This is a genomic window from Varibaculum sp. GTC20041, assembly GCF_055387755.1.
The window spans coordinates 1,089,980-1,107,599 of record NZ_AP041144.1 but is presented as its reverse complement, the minus strand read 5'-3'; the positions used below and the strand labels follow the sequence as shown (position 1 = coordinate 1,107,599).

The window sequence follows — 17,620 nt, the reverse complement described above, 5'->3', positions numbered from 1 at the left end:
ATGGATCAAGCTCACCAACAATACCAATCCTCCCCACCCACCGTGCCCGAGGGAGTACCTATTCTTGACGAAACCGCGCCCCCTCGCGATGCGAATGTTCCGGAGATGATTATTATTACCGGAATGTCGGGGGCGGGACGTTCGCGAGCGGGACAGGCATTAGAAGACCTGGACTGGTATGTAGTCGATAATCTCCCGCCCGCTATGTTGCTGCCCTTCGCGGATATGATGACTCCGGAAGGGGAAGGTATTCACCGCCTGGCGGCGATTGTGGATGTGCGCAGTGGGGAACTGTTTTCTAAACTGCAGCATGCTTTGGATGAACTCTCACGGCGCAATATCCGTTATCAGCTAGTTTTCTTGGATGCGGACGAGCGGGTCTTAGTGCGTCGCTATGAATCTAATCGGCGTCCTCATCCGTTGCAAGGAGGAGGCCGGATACTTGACGGAATTCGCTCCGAGCGGCGAATACTGGCTCCCATTCGCGCCCGTGCCGATGCCTTAATCGACACCACTAATATGAATGTGCATGACCTGAATCGGCATATGCGGGATGTGGTTGCTGGCGAAGGGGAGCGCCCGATGAAACTCACCGTAATGTCCTTTGGGTTTAAAAATGGGATCCCCTTAGACGCTGATTGGGTATGTGACGTGCGCTTTTTAGCTAATCCCTATTGGGTGAGCGAACTGCGGCATTTAACCGGCCGGGACACACCGGTAGCGAAATATGTGCTGGATCAGCCGGGAGCCGAGGAATTTGTACAAAACATGGTTAATATGTTGAGCCCGATTTTTGACGGCTATCTAACGGAGCTTAAACCCTTCGTTACTATCGCGGTGGGCTGTACCGGTGGGCAGCATCGATCAGTCGCACTGGCGGAAAAAATGAGTGAGCTTTTCCGGGCGCAGGGTTTGCCGGTACGCACTGTTCATCGAGATCTGGGGCTGGAATGAGGACGTTACTAGATTCAGAAGGCTGGATGACCCGCGGGTGGACAGGACCCAATATTGTCGCGCTTGGCGGGGGACATGGCTTGTCTGCAACTTTACGGGCGCTGCGTCATATTACCCGGCAGCTAACTGCTGTGGTCACGGTAGCTGATGATGGAGGCTCCTCGGGGCGTTTACGCAAAGAACTGGGGGTACTGCCTCCCGGGGATCTACGGATGGCGCTGGCGGCTTTATGCGATGACACCGATTGGGGACTGACCTGGCGTGATGCCATGCAACATCGCTTTAGTTCCGATGGTCCGCTTGATAACCATGCCCTAGGTAATCTCTTGATTGTCACCATGTGGGATCTATTAGGAGACGTAGTTGAAGGCCTTGATTGGGTGGCGAGGTTACTTAACTGCAAAGGTAAAGTGTTACCGATGTGTGCCGAGCCGATGGAGATTGAAGCAGATTTGGTACGAGGGGGAGAAAAACGTACGGTACACGGGCAGGCAAAAGCCGCTAAAGCCCCGGGGAAAGTAGTTGACGTGCGGCTTAGCCCGGCTCATCCGCGAGTTTGTCCGCAGACTATCCAGGCGATCCAAGATGCCGAGGGAATTGTTCTCGGGCCGGGATCTTGGTACACCTCGGTGTTCCCCATTTGTTGGTTCCTGAATTGGCTGAGGCTTTGCAACAGTCATCAGCAGGGAAAGTAATGGTGATGAATCTGCAGCCTCATACGGACGAAACCGAGGATTTAACGGTTTCCGGGCATATTGAGGCTTTTCGCCATTTTGCGCCCGATACCCATATTGACGTGGTAATCGTGGATCCTACTGCTATTGAAGATGATGATGATCTAGAAAGCGCCGCGGAATCTATCGGGGCAAAGCTGATCATGCGTCAGGTAAGAGCTGGTTCGGCCTCGGAGCAGCATGACCCTTTGCGTCTGGCGGCAGCGCTGCGGGATGCTTTCGAAGGGTACCTCTCGGAAGTCGGATTTTCTGAGCTCTAGCTAGAATAAGCCTAGAAAGAAACTAAGTATTTGTTTTTGAGGGAGGAAAGGGAACAGCAGATGTCTTTGACCTCAGATATTAAAAATGAACTAGCGGAGAAGACCTTAGCTAGACAGTCTGAGGCTAAGGCGCAAACCGCCAGTATCTTGCGTTTTGCCGGGGGGATCCATCTGATTAACCGCAATATCGTGGTGGAAGCTGATGTCGACAATGTAGCGGTAATGAAGAATTTGGTTGACAGCCTGCAAAACCTTTTTGACGCCTACCCCGATGTGGTGAAAGTAGAGGCCAAGGGAATTCATGCCGATGATCGCTATGTGGTGCGGGTAGTAGAAAATGCTGGCACTCTAGCCCGCTTGACCGGTTTACTTGATCGAGCCGGCCGTCCAGTGCGGGGGTTGTCGCCGCGGCTAGTTTCTGGTGATTTGGGAGTGTCTAAAGCCACCTGGAGTGGTGCTTTTATGGCTCGCGGGTCTTTATCTCAGCCAGGACGTTCGGGCTCCTTAGAAATTACTTGCCCCGGGCCAGAGGCCGCGTTAGCGCTAGTGGGGGCGGCGCGCCGTCTCGGGGTAAGTGCAAAGTCTCGTCAGGTTCGCGGCTTGGATCGGGTGGTAGTTCGCGATGGGGAGCAAATCTCAAAACTGTTAACGGCTATCGGGGCAGTTAAAGCGCAAGCGGTTTGGGAGAAGAATCGCGAAACTAATCAGGTCCGGGGGTCAGTTAATCGCTTAGCGAATTTTGATGATGCTAATTTGCGACGCAGTGCCCGGGCAGCGGTCGCGGCGGCTGCCCGCGTCAGGCGGGCCTTCGAGATTCTGGGTGATGACATTCCAGAACACCTGTTACAAGCAGGTCAACTGCGACTGCAATATAAGGAAGCATCTTTGGAGGAACTGGGGCATAAGGCCGATCCTGCGCTAACGAAAGATGCGGTTGCCGGCAGGATCCGGCGACTATTAGCGATGGCAGATAAAGTCGCCCGTGAGCGGGGTATACCTTCCACTCAAGAAGCTGTTGACCGGCAGGATAATCAGTAATTCTGGTTTCCTAGCGGCCGGGAATTCTCTCACAGTAAAGTCTTGGTAAATAACGACTATTGGCCTAAGCGGAAAGCCGCTATATTGTGTAAACTAAAAACTAAGAGGACGGCTCAAGATGGTCGTCCCCAAGATTGGGGTCACTAGTTTTACTAGGTGGCTGCGGATCTTGACCGAATAAATAGACTCCGCTGGTAAACCAGCAGTTCAGGAGGATAATAGTGACTATCCGTGTTGGAATCAACGGCTTTGGCCGTATCGGCCGTAACTTCTTCCGGGCCATTCGGGCTCAGGGTGCCGATATCGAGGTTGTGGCAGTAAACGACCTCACCGACAATAAAACTCTTTCTCACCTGCTAAAATACGATTCGATTCTGGGGCGCCTTGATGCTGAGGTTAGCTACGATGAAAAATCTATTACCGTAGGCGACCACAAAATCGTAACTTTCGAAGAGCGCGATCCTGCTAACCTGCCCTGGAGCGAAGTGGGTGCAGATATCGTTATCGAGTCCACCGGCTTTTTCACTGATGCCACCAAGGCTAAGGCTCACCTGGATGGGGGAGCTAAGAAAGTTATTATTTCCGCTCCCGGCAAGAACGTGGATGCTACTTTCGTAATGGGCGTAAACCACACCGATTACGATCCGGAAAAGCACACCATTATTTCCAATGCTTCCTGCACCACCAACTGCCTAGCTCCGATGGCAAAGGTACTAAACGACAACTTTGGTATTGAACGGGGTTTGATGACCACGATTCACGCCTACACCGGGGATCAGCGTCTGCACGATGCTCCGCACAAGGATCTGCGTCGCGCCCGCGCTGCTGCGCTGAACATTGTGCCTACCACCACTGGTGCTGCCAAGGCAGTTTCTCTGGTCTTGCCGGAACTGAAGGGCAAGCTGGACGGCTACGCACTACGCGTACCGGTACCTACCGGCTCGGTTACTGACCTCACCTTCACCCCCTCCAAGCCCTGCACCGCCGAAGAAATCAATGCGGCGATGAAGAAAGCTGCTGAGGGCGAGCTCGAGGGAGTTCTTGCATACTCCAATGACGAGCCGCTAGTTTCCACCGATATCATGACCGATCCGCACACCTCGATCTTCGATTCCGCTCTGACTAAGGTAATCGATGGCCAGGTGAAAGTGGTCTCCTGGTACGACAACGAGTGGGGCTACTCCAACTCCTTGGTCAACCTGACCAAACTTGTAGGGGAAAAGCTCTAAACTAATGCGACGTGATGCATAAGCTGTGCCCGCCTGCCTGTTCCAGGCAGGCGGGCACCGTCTTATTAGTCGTTTTACGCCCACCGGGGCAGGAAGGTTAACTAAATAATGGCTCTGAGAGATATTGAGTCCTTAGGAGATTTAACAGGGCGTAAAGTCCTGGTGCGCTCCGACTTTAACGTGCCGTTAAAGGACGGCAAAATCACAGATGACGGCCGCATTCGTGCCGCATTGCCCACCCTTAAAGCTCTGGTGGACGCCAAAGCCAAAGTAGTGGTGATGGCGCACCTCGGTCGTCCGAAAGGACAGGTAAATCCCGAGTTTTCCCTAGCGCCGGTGGCAACACGGCTCGGAGAACTGCTGGGACAAGACGTAGTCTTGGCGAAGGATACGGTCGGTGAAGATGCCAAGAAACAGGCCGCTTCCTTAATAGATGGACAGGTCTTACTGCTAGAGAATGTTCGTTTTGACGGACGCGAAAACTCCAAGGATGATGCTGAGCGCGAAGCATTGGCTAAAGAATATGCGCAACTGGCTGAGTTCTTTGTCTCCGATGGTTTCGGGGTAGTACACCGCAAGCAGGCTTCCGTTTACGACATTGCGAAGTTGTTGCCCTCTGCAGCAGGATTCTTAGTAGTTAAGGAAATTGAATCCTTGCGCCGGGCAACCGATAACCCGGAACGTCCCTATGGAGTCATTCTGGGAGGCTCCAAAGTCTCCGACAAATTGGGCGTTATCGAAAACCTATTGGAAAAAGCCGACTTCCTGGCTATTGGGGGCGGCATGGCCTACACCTTCTTAGCTGCGAAAGGCTACGAGGTAGGCAACTCCTTGCTGGAAACTGAGCAGATCGAAACCGTGAAAGGCTATATGGAAAAAGCTGACGAACGCGGGGTAGACCTGTTGCTGCCAGTTGATACTGTAGTGGCTCCGGAATTTTCGGCTGACTCTCCGGCAACTTTGGTCGACTGCGACCAGATGCCTAGCGGACAGATGGGGCTAGATATCGGACCTAAGACTGCCGAACTGTTCGGCGCGAAGATCAAAGCCGCCAAAACGGTGGCTTGGAACGGCCCTATGGGGGTATTTGAGTTCGCTGCCTTTAGCGAAGGCACTAAAGCGGTAGCCCAAGCTCTGGCTGACTCTGAATGCTTTAGCGTAATCGGTGGGGGAGACTCCGCCGCCGCCGTTCGTACCCTGGGATTTGATGAAAACAAGTTCAGCCATATTTCCACCGGTGGCGGAGCTTCTTTGGAACTATTAGAAGGTAAGACCCTTCCGGGTATTGCCGTATTGGAGGATTAATAACATGACTCGCACCCCATTGCTAGCTGGTAACTGGAAAATGAATATGAACCACCTCGAGGCAACTCGTCTGGTTCAAGAATTGGCTTTGGATTTGCAGGATCACAATTTCGACTACCGCAATGATGTCGTAGTGATTCCCCCGTTCACTGATATTCGCTCGGTACAAACTGTAGTGGAATCTGACAATCTAAAAATTACCTATGGAGCCCAGGATGTTTCTGTGCATGAATCCGGTGCTTACACTGGGGAAATCGCAGCTTCTATGCTCACCAAGCTGGGATGCTCCTGGGTGGTAGTTGGCCACTCGGAACGACGCGAATACCACAACGAGAGCGATGAACTGGTAGGTCAAAAAGCTGAGGTAGCTTTAGAAGCTGGTATGACCCCCATTATTTGCTGCGGTGAAGGCTTAGAAGTACGTAAAGCCGGTCAGCATGTAGCCCATGTAGTTAAGCAGATCGAAGGCGCCTATAAAGGCATTTCTGCAGATGATGCGGTTAATACCGTAGTTGCTTACGAACCGATCTGGGCGATTGGTACCGGTGAAACCGCCACTCCGGAGGACGCGGAAGAAGTCTGCGGAGCTATCCGGGAAAAACTAGCGGAACTGTATTCGGCAGACGTGGCGCAGTCCATCCGGGTTCTCTACGGCGGTTCGGTCAAATCTGCTAATGTAGCCGAAATTATGGCGAAGCCGAATGTGGACGGCGCCCTCGTGGGGGGAGCCTCCCTAAAGGCCGAAGAGTTCTCTAAGATTGCTCGCTTTGATGACTAAGTAGCAAGCTACTGAAATTTTCCGCTACTTGGCGGTGAAGTTCCTAACGATTGGCGGCGGGTCAACCTAGACCCGCCGCCAATACGCTATAGTGAAGAGCAGTTCATACTTATTTGGGAGAAGAAACTAGTGGAAACCGTAATAGAGATTATCGCGCAAGTAGTGCTGGTACTATCCAGCTTATTCCTGATTCTCACTATTTTGATGCATAAAGGTTCCGGGGGCGGGCTATCCGACATGTTCGGAGGTGGCCTTACTTCTAGCGCTGGCTCCTCGGGAGTTGCTATGCGCAACCTCAATCGCATTACCGTAGTAACTGCTATCGTCTGGTTTATCAGTGTGGTTGTCCTTGGCCTGTTGCCCCGGTTTTTTTCATAGTGTCATTATTAACTAAATAATCGCTTAAGACCCTAGAGAAAGCCTTCCCCATCATGCGCAAAGAAGCGAAACACCCGCCCGCACATCGGCGCGAGAGTAAGTCTTCTTGGAAAATTGTGCTTACGGTTTTAGGGGTCCTGTCGCTGATTACCGTGCTTGCCGTGGGAGCGCTCATGGGATACTCCATGTACGAGGCAGGAAAGGTTAACCAGCCCAAAGTAACTCATGCCACTAAAGCTGTGGTTAAAACTGCAAAGCCGGCGACTTCCAGTACGCCTGCGCCAAAAGAAGTGCAAATAACTTTGGCGGCAACCGGGGACGTACTGGCACATGGCCCGGTAGTACAAACCAGCTGGAAGCACGGCAATGGAAGTCACTACACCCCGTCGATAGAGAAGCTGCGTCCCTGGATAGCGGGAGCCGATATCGCGCTGTGCCATCAAGAAATTCCTTTCGGTAAATCTGATAAAGATTCTGAGGGATATCCGGTGTTCAAAGCGCCACTAGGATGGGCGCAAGATAGCAAAGATATTGGCTATGATGGTTGCTCGACTGCCTCAAACCACACCTTAGATCAAGGACGAGATGGGGTGGTGCACACTATCCAGGCCTTGCAGACTGCGGGGTTGGGAGTAACTGGATCAGCAGAAAGTTCCGAAGCGCCGCGCTATCAAATGTATGAGATCACCAAAGAGGGCCGATCCTTTAAACTCGCGCATATTTCGACTGCCTATGGCTTAAACCAGGGTGAAATCCCGCAATATAAGCAGAATCCTTGGCTAGTAAATCTCACTACTGACGGCCAAATTATTGTGGACATTGCCCGGCAAGCGCGTAGTGCGGGTGCTGACTTTGTAGTTGCCTCGGTACATTCGGGAGTGGAATACCAATCCGCCCCTTCTGCGGAGCAAGACCGCATCGCCACTACCTTAGCCGAATCTGGGCAAGTCGACCTCTACTTGGGTCACCACGTGCACGTTCCCCAACCGATTAGGAAGATTCCGGGCGGAGTCGATGGTAAAGGACTGTGGGTTTACTACGGGGTCGGTAACTTGCTTTCGGGGATGAATCCTCGCCAGGGGATCGGCACCCAAGCCGGCCAAATCGCCTTTCCCACCATCACCTTGCCGTCCACCGGTAAGCCTTATGTTTCTGCGGCAGGTTGGATCCCGCTGATTATGGATCGTTCTACTTTACAGGTGGTTCCGGGATATCTTTTTGAAACTCCCGAGGGCGCTGGAACCAACTTACCTAAAGCCACGGCCGCTCGCTATCTGGCTAATCTGCGCCAGGTTACCGAGGATCAAGCGATAGAGCTAAAAGCTCCGCCTAGCGCTGCTTCTACTGCTCAGATCAAACCTCTATAAAGGTAGGCTTTCCGGCCTCATTTGCGGGCACTGCTTATTGCGGTGTGAAGCCCAAAACGTGCCATTTAGGTACGCTAGCTCACATCCTAGGGGTCATCATTTCCTGAATATCGCGGATTGCCCTAAGATTATCAGCGTTGCAATTTATCCGAGCTGGGGAGATTTGCCTCTTATAGGCAGAGCCCCGCATACGAGCCACGGGAGCGTATTTGTGAAAACAGACGTGGAAAAGCTGGAAGAAACCAGGGCGAAACTAACCGTTCAGGTACCTTACGAAGATCTCAAACCGGAAATCGATAAGGTCTACAAGCAGCTAGGGAAGCAGGTTTCTATACCTGGCTTCCGCCCTGGACACGTCCCGAATCAGATCATTGACCAGCGGATTGGGCGTGGCTACGTACTAGAACAGGCCATTAACGAGCGGCTAGGTGACTTTTATGGGCGCGCCCTCGGGCAAGCAGAACTTACCCCGCTGGGACAGCCGGAAGTAGACATTATAGAAACTCCGGCAGTAGAAGGTAAACCGGGCGGGGATCTAAAGTTCACTGCGGAAGTTGATATTGTTCCCGAGTTCGAATTGCCCTCCTTAGAAGGGGTTTCTTTAGAAGTAGCCAAGCTCGAAGTTAGTGACGAGGACGTAGAGAAGGAACTCGATCAGCTTCGTGATCGCTTTGCCTCGCTAAAGACTGTTGAACGTCCTGCCCAAGATGGTGACTTTACCTCTATTGACATGGTCGCCAAGATTGGGGACGAAGAAATTGACTCCGTATCTGGGGTTTCTTATCAGATCGGGTCTGCTTCCATGCTCGAAGGTATGGATGAGGCCTTAACCGGGATGAACGCCGGAGATACTGCAGAGTTCAAGTCCACCTTAAAGGGAGGCGACCACGAGGGCGAAGAAGCTGATGTGACTTTGACTCTCCATAAGGTTAAGGAACGCGAATTGCCAGAAGCTGACGATGATTTCGCCCAGATGGCTTCCGAGTTCGACACCATTGGAGAGCTCCGCAGCGACCTACGTGGCAATGTGGAGAAGATGCGTCGCCAGCAGCAGGCTCTGGAGGCTCGCGAGAAGCTGCAGGACTACTTGGTAGAAAATACTGATTTCCCGCTGCCGCAAGCGTTTATTGATTCCGAGGTTGATCGCTTGGCTGAGGGAAATGAAGACGCCGATCGGGAGGAGATCACCGAGTCGGTGAAGAAGCAAGCCAAGCAGCAGATATTGGGAGATCGGATCGCTAATGACCGCGACGTTGAGATCGATCCTAACGAGCTGTATCAGTCGATTTTTGAGATTGCGCAAATGTATGGAGTTGATCCTATGCAGATGCTGCAGGATCAAAACCAGGTGGCCGCAATGGGGCAAGATTTGCGGCGTAATCGAGCATTAGTGGCTACTTTGCGGGAAGTGACCGTCAAAGACGAGGACGGCACCGAGATCGACCTTTCAGAGTTCACTAAGGATCCTGCTGAGGCGCGTGCAGAGCAGGCGGCGAAAGCTGCCGCCGAGGCCGCCGCATCCGGCGAAGATGAGGCTGAGGGCGAAGGCGACGAGAATTAGCTCCGTTTAGCAAGTTAACCTTTCGAAGCTGGTGGGGGCAGAAAGCGAGAGCTTTCTGCCCCCAGTAGTATTTCTCATCATTACACATCTTCAGGCTGGTAATAGCCCCTGGTAGTAAGTGTTTAAAATGATCCTAGCCTCACAATTTCCTGCGCTAAAAGCGTAAACGGCATGTGTAAGAAGAAAACCGCTTCCAAAGACGATAGTTTTGATAGTGAATCATTTTAGTCCCACAGATAAGGAAAAACCTGTGCAAACTGCGGCAGTAAAAAATGAGGGAGATCAGCCTAGCTCCCTAGCTTTAGGTGACCATGTATTCAATAAGCTGTTAAAAGAACGGATTATTTGGTTGGGCTCGGAAGTAGCCGAGGATAACGCCAACCAGATTTGCGCGCAGATGATGTTACTGGCGGCGCAAGACCCAGACAAGCCGATTTTCCTGTATATCAATTCCCCAGGAGGTTCGGTTACTGCCGGCATGGCGATTTATGACACCATGCAATATATTCAGCCAGAGGTAGTAACGGTGGCGCTGGGGATGGCAGCCTCAATGGGACAGCTACTACTTACCGCCGGTACCCCGGGTAAACGCTATGCCACTCCGCATGCCCGGATTTTGATGCACCAACCTTCCGGGGGAGTAGGTGGCACCGCCTCGGATATTCGCATTAACGCTAACTTGATCTTGCAGATGAAACAAGAACTAGCGGAGATCAACGCCCAGCGCACCGGTAAATCTGTCGAACAGATTCGCGAAGACTCCGAAAGGGATCACTGGTTTACCGCTCAAGAGGCTCTGGAATATGGCTTTATCGACCACGTTATTGAGTCGGCTCGCAACCTCGGCGCTGATGGAAAGGAACTGTAATCACTATGGCTTTTTCACCTCTATACCCGGCGGGCGCACCTCGTTTAGCAGCTAACATGCCCATTGATCGGTATGTGCTTCCCGAGTTTGAAGAACGTACCTCCTATGGTTTCAAACGCCAAAACCCCTACACGAAGCTTTTTGATGAGCGCATCATTTTCTTAGGGGTGCAGGTTGATGATTCTTCGGCTGACGATATCATGGCTCAGCTGCTGGTGTTGGAATCCCAAGACCCCGATTCTCTCATCACCATGTACATTAACTCGCCCGGTGGCTCCTTTACCGCTATGACGGCAATCTATGACACCATGCAATACGTTAAACCGCAGATCCAGACGGTCTGTTTGGGGCAGGCAGCTTCGGCGGCGGCCGTGCTTTTAGCTGGTGGCTCTGCCGGTAGCCGTTTGGCTTTGCCCAATGCGCGAATCGTGATCCACCAGCCTTCAATGCAGGGCTCGCAAGGACAGGCGACTGATATCGAGATCATTGCCGAAGAAATCGATCGTATGCGTACTTGGTTAGAGGACACGATTGCTAAGCACTCGGGACAGACTTCCGAGCAAGTGCGCAAAGATATCGAGCGCGATAAGATTTTGACCGCCCAGGCTGCCAAGGAGTACGGACTGATCGATCAGGTCTTAGAGTCTCGTAAGAACCCCGCAAAGCACTAGCATCTCTCAGGGCGCGTGTTGGCGCTGCCCAGTCGTAGAAATACCCCTAGGCTAGGGGAGTAGGGATTTGATTTAGGAGGGATCTAGGTGGACGAAGAGGCCGAGCTCTTAAAATGCTCGTTTTGCGGTAAGACGCAGCGGCAAGTACGCAAACTTATTGCCGGGCCGGCTGTCTATATTTGTAATGAGTGCGTTGATCTTTGCAACGAAATCATGGAAGAGGATACCGCGAAACATTCGCGCTCCAAAGCAAAACCTTTGCCAAAACCTAAAGAAATCTACGACTTTTTAAATCACTATGTTATTGGGCAAGACCAGGCTAAACGGGCACTTTCAGTCGCGGTCTATAACCATTACAAGCGGGTGCAGGCTAAAGAACGGGGCCAGAACATTGACATGTCTTTGACGAAGTCAAATATTTTGCTGCTAGGTCCTACTGGTTGCGGCAAAACTCATTTGGCGCGTTCTTTAGCTAAACTGCTTAACGTCCCATTTGCCATCGTAGATGCCACGGCGCTAACCGAAGCCGGATACGTAGGTGAGGACGTTGAAAACATCCTGCTGAAGTTAATTAATGCCGCCGATGGCGATATTAAACGCGCTGAACGTGGGATTATTTATATCGACGAGATTGATAAGATTTCCCGCAAAGCAGAGAACGCCTCGATTACCCGGGATGTTTCGGGGGAAGGCGTGCAGCAGGCGTTACTAAAAATTATTGAGGGAACCGTGGCCTCGGTACCACCCCAAGGCGGCCGTAAACATCCTCACCAGGACTATCTAGAGATTGATACCAATTCCATTCTCTTTATTGCCGCCGGAGCTTTTGCCGGCATAGATGACATTGTGAAGTCGCGGCTAGGGCAACATTCCACCGGTTTTGGGTCGTCCTTAAAATCCTCCGCCGAACATGGAGATCTTTATGCGCAGGTAACTGCAGACGATTTGCATCGTTTCGGCTTAATCCCAGAGTTCATTGGACGCTTGCCAGTATTAACTTCGGTCAAGGAACTCACCGAATCCGATTTGGTGCGGGTATTGGTGGAACCGGAAAATTCTCTGGTTACCCAGTATTGCTCGCTATTTGAATTGGATGGAATTGACCTGCATTTCACCGATGGAGCCATTCACGCAATAGCTCGGATGGCCAGGGAGCGGGGCACCGGTGCCCGGGCGCTTTCTTCTATTATGGAGGCCGTGTTAAAGGAAACTATGTTCGAGGTTCCCTCCCAACCTGATGTACGTTCGGTGACTATCACCGAAGAGGTAGTTAACCAGGGGGCGAAACCCACTTTGCTAGAGGCGGTTCCGCGTTCAAAGACCGCCTAATAGCCGTTTTAGATTTCTCGTAAACGCTACACCTAGCGCAGCGGCTAGCGGGTGGCGATTACTGTTGGCGGACAGCAGTATTAGTGGGGCTTACTTGGACAGTGTTGGCCGTACTGGCTATCTCTCATTTATCCTTAGGACATGGACAGTAAGCAGGAAGACACCACCTCGCAGATTCCGCCCGAATTGGCTCAGGCGCGTGCCACTATCGACAATATCGATGCGGCGTTAATTCATATCTTGGCGGAGCGCTTCAAATGTACCCAAAAGGTGGGGTATCTTAAAGCTCGCCTAGGTCTTAATCCCGAGGATAAAGGACGGGAGCAACGACAGATAGCAAGACTAAGAGCCTTAGCTGAACAAGCGGGACTAGATCCGGTGTTCGCCGAAAAATTCTTAAATTTTATCGTGCAAGAAGTTATTCGCCACCATATCGATATTGCGGAGCAGCAGCGCGGCTAGTCCTACCGCCAATAGACTGAACTATGGCAGGGATAAGCTAATTGCTAACCCCTAATCATCTTCTAGCGGTCCGCCATAGATAGCGTTAATCTCGTCTTCAAAACGCTTTATTACTACCGAACGTTTTACCTTTAGCGAGGGCGTCATCGTGCCATTCTCTAAAGAAAAGTCCGTGGTTAATACCCGGATCTTGCGGATCGATTCAGCGCGCGAAACCTTCTGGTTGGTACGTGCTACCGCCCGCTCCAATGCCTTTAGCACTGCGGGGTTACGTGCCGCATCTGAAACATCCATCGGTGGCAAATTGTGATTGCGCAGCCAACCCGGAAGCATTTCCGCATCCAAGGTAACTAGGGCGGCAATGAAGGGGCGACGATCTCCCACCGCAACCACATTCGAGATCAGCGGGTGTCCGCGCAGACCATCTTCCAATATTTCTGGAGAGACATTTTTGCCGCCAGCAGTAACAATAATTTCTTTCATCCGCCCGGTGATATATACGAAACCGTCAGCATCAATCCAGCCTTTATCTTCGCTATGCAGCCATCCATCTTCGGTATAAAGCTCGGCGGTTTCTTTTTCTAAATTGAGGTAGCCAGGAGACATAGCGTCCCCCTTAAACAGTACTTCGCCCTCGTCAGAGATTCGTACTGCGATCCCGGGAACCGGTTGGCCTACCGATCCGATCTTGGCGCGAGCTGGTACGTTTACGGTAGCCGGTCCTAAAGTTTCGGTCAGGCCGTAGCCTTCACAAACCGTGACTCCTATACCGCGGAAGAAGTGCCCTAAGCGTACCGATAGGGGACCACCCCCGGAAATAATGTATTTGGCATTGCCCCCTAAAAGATTAGTCAAGCGCGATAAAATCAGCTGGTAAAACACTTGTCGCCGAATCTTGAGTGCCCGGGAAGGTCCCTGCGGGGTGTCTAGAGCTTTGGAATAGTCAATAGCGGACTTGGCTGCCATTCGAAATAAACGTAACTTTATCCCATGTCCAGCGGACGCATCGGCGGCATTGTAGATCTTTTCAAGGACGCGAGGGACTGCCAATATATATGAGGGTTTAAAGGAGGCGAGATCCGCCAATAGATTCTTGGTGTCAGGTACTAATCCGAGAACTCCTGGCCCTATCAGAGCGCCCCAGGACACCAGACGCGCGAGCGCATGTGCCACCGGTAGGAATAGCAAGCAACGCGTGGTTTTTTGCATCCCGATCTCTGACAAATAGTCTAAGAGATTTGGCAGCAATGCGGTGGCGTTACGTTGAGTAATGATCGTGCCTTTAGGGCGCCCGGTGGTTCCGGAAGTATAAATAATGGTGGCAATAGTGTCACCGGTAATCTGGGAGTTATAGGAGTCGATGACTGCCGGAGCAATTTGTCGTCCCGCCTCAATGATGGTTAGCAAATCCCCGGCTGCCAATGAAAATATCCGGCATTTGTGATCCGCACGGGTGGCCACTGCTTGTATTAATTCTTGAGAGGACTGGTTGGAGGCTATCGCATAGCGAATTTCTGAGTCCTGTAGAATCCATTCAATTTGTGCGGCGGAGTCAGTTTCGTAAATGGGAACCGTAACAATCCCGATTGCCATCGCTGCCATATCGATCAAAGTCCACTCATAGGAAGTTGGGCCGTGTAAGGCTAAGCGGTCTCCTGGTTTCAGGCCAATCCCCAGCAGGCCACGCGCTACCGAACTAATTTCGTCCCAAAACTCTCCGGCAGAGACTTTGCGCCACTGCTCTCCCAACATAGTTTTTTGTTCAATAACCGTTTGGCTAGGATCTTGGGTAACGCGACGGCGAAACAGGGAAACCACATTATCGTGTTCAGAACGAACCTTGGTCGCCGGCATGGAAAACTCTTTTAATTTACCGGGAGTATCCCCGGCCACCGCAACTGTTCCGGGAGGAAAAGTAAATCCCTTATCTGCTTCCACTGGTTTCTCCTTGAACCGTTTAATCATGACTGTATTTTATCCTAAGTTAGTTACGAGGCTTCTTGGGTGGAGGAGTGCCCAGCACCGCATCCTGGGTGGAAACCTGAGTGCTTGCCTCCTTATTGACCTGGACATTTACCGTTCCATTCAGGGAGGCAGCAGCATCTAAATCCGCTCGCACCGCCGGCAGGTTCTCCGCTGACCAATCGTCCGCGTAAACAATAGTTACCTGCTCGAACGGGGTGCGCTGTCCCACTTTGGCTTCGGACTTTACCTTACGCAAGACGCTCAGCGTATCACCGGCAAGCTCCAGCAGCTGCGCCTGCCCGGCTGCTTGCTTGAGGGCGGGAGTAACTTTCGGCCAGGGAGCAGTATGAACCGATCCGGTGCGATACCAAGACCAAACCTCTTCAGCAGCATAGGGCAGGAATGGCGCGAGCAGGCGGGTTACGTTATCGACCACCAGTGCGAGGGCGGTGCGCGCTGAATCCTGCTCCTCACTATCCCAGCTTCCAGAGAAGTTATGGGCTCGGTTTTTAGCTAGCTCTAGGTAGTTATCACAAAAATCCCAGAAGAAAGATTCGGTTATCTCGAGGGCGCGAGTGTGGTCATATTTATCAAAAGCAGTGGTAGCCGCGGAAATAACCTCGTTTAGTCGGGCAATGACCGCTTTATCTAGAGGAGCAGTTACCTTTGCTGGGTCAAGGCACAGCTCGGCGTCCTCGGTCATAGACAGCGCAAACTTGGAAGCATTGAGTAGCTTCATCGCTAAGCGCCGTCCGATCTTCATTTGCGCTTCTTCAAAAGCAGTGTCGGTGCCTAGACGAGCCGCAGCTGCCCAATAGCGCACCGAATCAGAGCCGTGTTTTTCCAGTAACCCCATGGGGGTAACTACATTGCCCTTAGATTTCGACATCTTTTTGCGATCCGGATCCAGAATCCAGCCGGAAATCGCGGCATTCTTAAAGGGGAGTGCCCCGAATTCCAGGTGGGCACGCACCACGGTCGAGAACAGCCAGGTACGGATAATGTCTTGACCTTGGGGACGCACATCCATGGGGTAAACTCGCTGGAACAAATCTTCATCTCGCAGCCAACCACCCGCAATCTGGGGAGTCAGGGAAGAGGTTGCCCAGGTGTCTAAAATATCGACTTCCCCGGCAAATCCGCCGGCTTTACCCCGCTGATCCTCGGTAAATCCTTCCGGAACATCACTGCTGGGATCAATCGGCAAGGATTCTTCGGAAGGCACCAGCACCTGGTCATAATCGACTTCACCGCTCTCATCCACGCGGTACCACAGCGGAATCGGTACTCCAAAGAAACGTTGGCGAGAAACCAACCAGTCGTTATGCAGGCCATGTACCCAGTTGGCGTAGCGTACCTTCATGAAATCTGGGTGGAAACGCAATTCCTCTCCGCGTTTGAGGAGTTCAGTATTAAGGTTTTCTTGATGTTCCGGTAGCGTGTAGTCGCTGCCGCCATTGCGGATATACCATTGGCGCGACATTACTATTTCCAGCGGCTTATCTCCCTTTTCAAAGAAATTAGTTTGCCGCATAGTTTTTTGCGGTTCGCCCTTTAGCTCTCCGCTTTCTTTCAAAGCCTCCACCACGATTTGCCGCGCCGAGAAAGTGGTTTTCCCGCGGATAGCATCCATTAGCTTTCTGCCAGCCGGATCGCTGATCCAATCAGTTGGTTCCTGGGTGATCCGGCCATCTTTTGCCAAAATCACCCGGGTAGGTAGTTCTAGATCCCGCCACCACTGAACGTCAGTAACATCACCGAAGGTACAGCACATGGCAATACCGGCGCCTTTATCCATTTCGGCTGCCGGGTGAGCCAACACTGGAACCTCTACGTTAAATCCGGGACTGGTCACGGTCTTACCAAATAGATGCTGATACCGCTGATCATCCGGGTGTGCCACCAGGCAGCAGCAAGCAGCCAATAGCTCCGGACGGGTGGTTTCAATGATTACGTCCTCGCCGCTTGGCAGATGGAAAGCTAAGGCATGGTAAAAACCGGGGTAGTCACGAGCCTCTAATTCGGCCTGCGCTACCGCAGTTTGGAAAGTTACATCCCATAGCCCGGGAGCTGCCGCTTGATAGGCTTCCCCGCGCTTAAGGTTCCGCAAGAACGCTGCCTGCGCTACTTTTTGGGAATCTTTAGAAATAGTTTGGTACTGATGCTTCCAATCCACGCTGAGACCCAGGCGCCGCCAGAGTGCCTCAAAGGATTTTTCGTCCTCTTTAGTTAGCTGTTCGCACAGTTCAATGAAGTTCTTGCGGGAAACTGGCACCTGATCGCGGGCTTTAACCGATTTGGAATCGCCATGATGAGGCGGCTCAAAACTTGGGTCATAGGGCAGTGAAGGATCGCAACGGACTCCGTAATAGTTTTGGGCGCGCCGCTCGGTAGGCAAACCGTTATCGTCCCAACCCATGGGATAGAACACTGCTTTACCCTGCATTCGCTGGTAGCGGGCTAGACAATCGGTGTGGGTATAGGAGAACACGTGCCCTACGTGCAAGGATCCCGAGGCCGTGGGCGGGGGAGTGTCAATCGAGAACACCTGCTCGCGCTGCGCCTCGCGGTCAAAAGCGTACACCTGCTGGTCTTCCCAGGCCTCGACCCAGCGTTCTTCCAGGCCGTCTACGCTTACTCGCTGGGGAACTTTCGGGGCGGGCAAGTGTAGATCTGCTAAATCCCGGTGATCGTGGGGATTACTCATCGGCCATCTCCTGT

The 17,620-nt window shown here is 52.2% G+C and carries 14 protein-coding genes and 1 pseudogene; 13 read left to right on the top strand and 2 right to left on the bottom strand.

From position 1 onward, the window contains the following. The 13 genes and pseudogenes from rapZ to ACZ5BI_RS04690 all read left to right on the top strand — a co-directional run bounded on the left by rapZ (position 1) and on the right by ACZ5BI_RS04690 (position 12,934). Positions 1–954 (top strand): RNase adapter RapZ, encoded by a 954-nt coding sequence (rapZ, locus tag ACZ5BI_RS04750; RefSeq protein ID WP_238127887.1) that lies wholly within the window; start codon positions 1–3, stop codon positions 952–954. Next, positions 951–1,948, top strand: a pseudogene (locus ACZ5BI_RS04745) (gluconeogenesis factor YvcK family protein). Before rapZ ends, ACZ5BI_RS04745 begins: the two are co-directional and overlap by 4 nt. Before the next feature lie 60 nt (positions 1,949–2,008). Next, a complete protein-coding gene (gene whiA / locus ACZ5BI_RS04740) occupies positions 2,009–2,986 on the top strand; it encodes a DNA-binding protein WhiA (protein WP_412585840.1) in 978 nt (325 codons plus the stop codon). A 221-nt stretch (positions 2,987–3,207) separates the two neighbouring features. Further along, positions 3,208–4,215, top strand: coding sequence for a type I glyceraldehyde-3-phosphate dehydrogenase (gene gap, locus ACZ5BI_RS04735; protein ID WP_316087057.1), 1,008 nt, complete (start codon positions 3,208–3,210; stop codon positions 4,213–4,215). 114 nt (positions 4,216–4,329) lie between these two features. Beyond that, positions 4,330–5,520, top strand: coding sequence for a phosphoglycerate kinase (locus ACZ5BI_RS04730; protein WP_316087058.1), 1,191 nt, complete (start codon positions 4,330–4,332; stop codon positions 5,518–5,520). A 4-nt stretch (positions 5,521–5,524) separates the two neighbouring features. Continuing rightward, entirely contained in the window at positions 5,525–6,298 is a 774-nt protein-coding gene (gene tpiA, locus ACZ5BI_RS04725) for a triose-phosphate isomerase (RefSeq protein WP_024058793.1), read from the top strand. Between the two features lie 129 nt (positions 6,299–6,427). Continuing rightward, positions 6,428–6,676: a preprotein translocase subunit SecG gene (gene secG, locus ACZ5BI_RS04720; protein WP_024058794.1), complete on the top strand. Its 249-nt coding sequence runs from the start codon at positions 6,428–6,430 to the stop codon at positions 6,674–6,676. Positions 6,677–6,729: 53 nt separating this feature from the next. Beyond that, entirely contained in the window at positions 6,730–8,043 is a 1,314-nt protein-coding gene (locus tag ACZ5BI_RS04715; RefSeq protein ID WP_316690741.1) for a CapA family protein, read from the top strand. Positions 8,044–8,254: 211 nt separating this feature from the next. Beyond that, the gene (gene tig / locus ACZ5BI_RS04710; protein ID WP_464896763.1) at positions 8,255–9,604 is read left to right on the top strand and encodes a trigger factor; all 1,350 of its coding nucleotides are present in this window, start codon (positions 8,255–8,257) and stop codon (positions 9,602–9,604) included. A 250-nt stretch (positions 9,605–9,854) separates the two neighbouring features. Then, positions 9,855–10,472 (top strand): ATP-dependent Clp protease proteolytic subunit, encoded by a 618-nt coding sequence (locus ACZ5BI_RS04705; protein WP_024058797.1) that lies wholly within the window; start codon positions 9,855–9,857, stop codon positions 10,470–10,472. Positions 10,473–10,477: 5 nt separating this feature from the next. After that, complete coding sequence (locus tag ACZ5BI_RS04700; RefSeq protein ID WP_399329230.1) at positions 10,478–11,143, top strand: ATP-dependent Clp protease proteolytic subunit; 666 nt, start codon at positions 10,478–10,480, stop codon at positions 11,141–11,143. 87 nt (positions 11,144–11,230) lie between these two features. Continuing rightward, entirely contained in the window at positions 11,231–12,472 is a 1,242-nt protein-coding gene (clpX, locus tag ACZ5BI_RS04695) for an ATP-dependent Clp protease ATP-binding subunit ClpX (protein WP_024058799.1), read from the top strand. A gap of 141 nt (positions 12,473–12,613) precedes the next feature. Next, positions 12,614–12,934 (top strand): chorismate mutase, encoded by a 321-nt coding sequence (locus tag ACZ5BI_RS04690; protein WP_024058800.1) that lies wholly within the window; start codon positions 12,614–12,616, stop codon positions 12,932–12,934. A 51-nt stretch (positions 12,935–12,985) separates the two neighbouring features. Here the strand turns inward: ACZ5BI_RS04690 and ACZ5BI_RS04685 are convergent, their stop codons facing one another. Both ACZ5BI_RS04685 and valS read right to left on the bottom strand, forming a co-directional pair. Continuing rightward, complete coding sequence (locus ACZ5BI_RS04685) at positions 12,986–14,899, bottom strand: AMP-dependent synthetase/ligase (RefSeq protein WP_412585600.1); 1,914 nt, start codon at positions 14,897–14,899, stop codon at positions 12,986–12,988. Between the two features lie 19 nt (positions 14,900–14,918). Next, positions 14,919–17,606, bottom strand: a complete 2,688-nt coding sequence (valS, locus tag ACZ5BI_RS04680) for a valine--tRNA ligase (RefSeq protein ID WP_024058802.1) — start codon at positions 17,604–17,606, stop codon at positions 14,919–14,921. Positions 17,607–17,620: the final 14 nt, after the last annotated feature.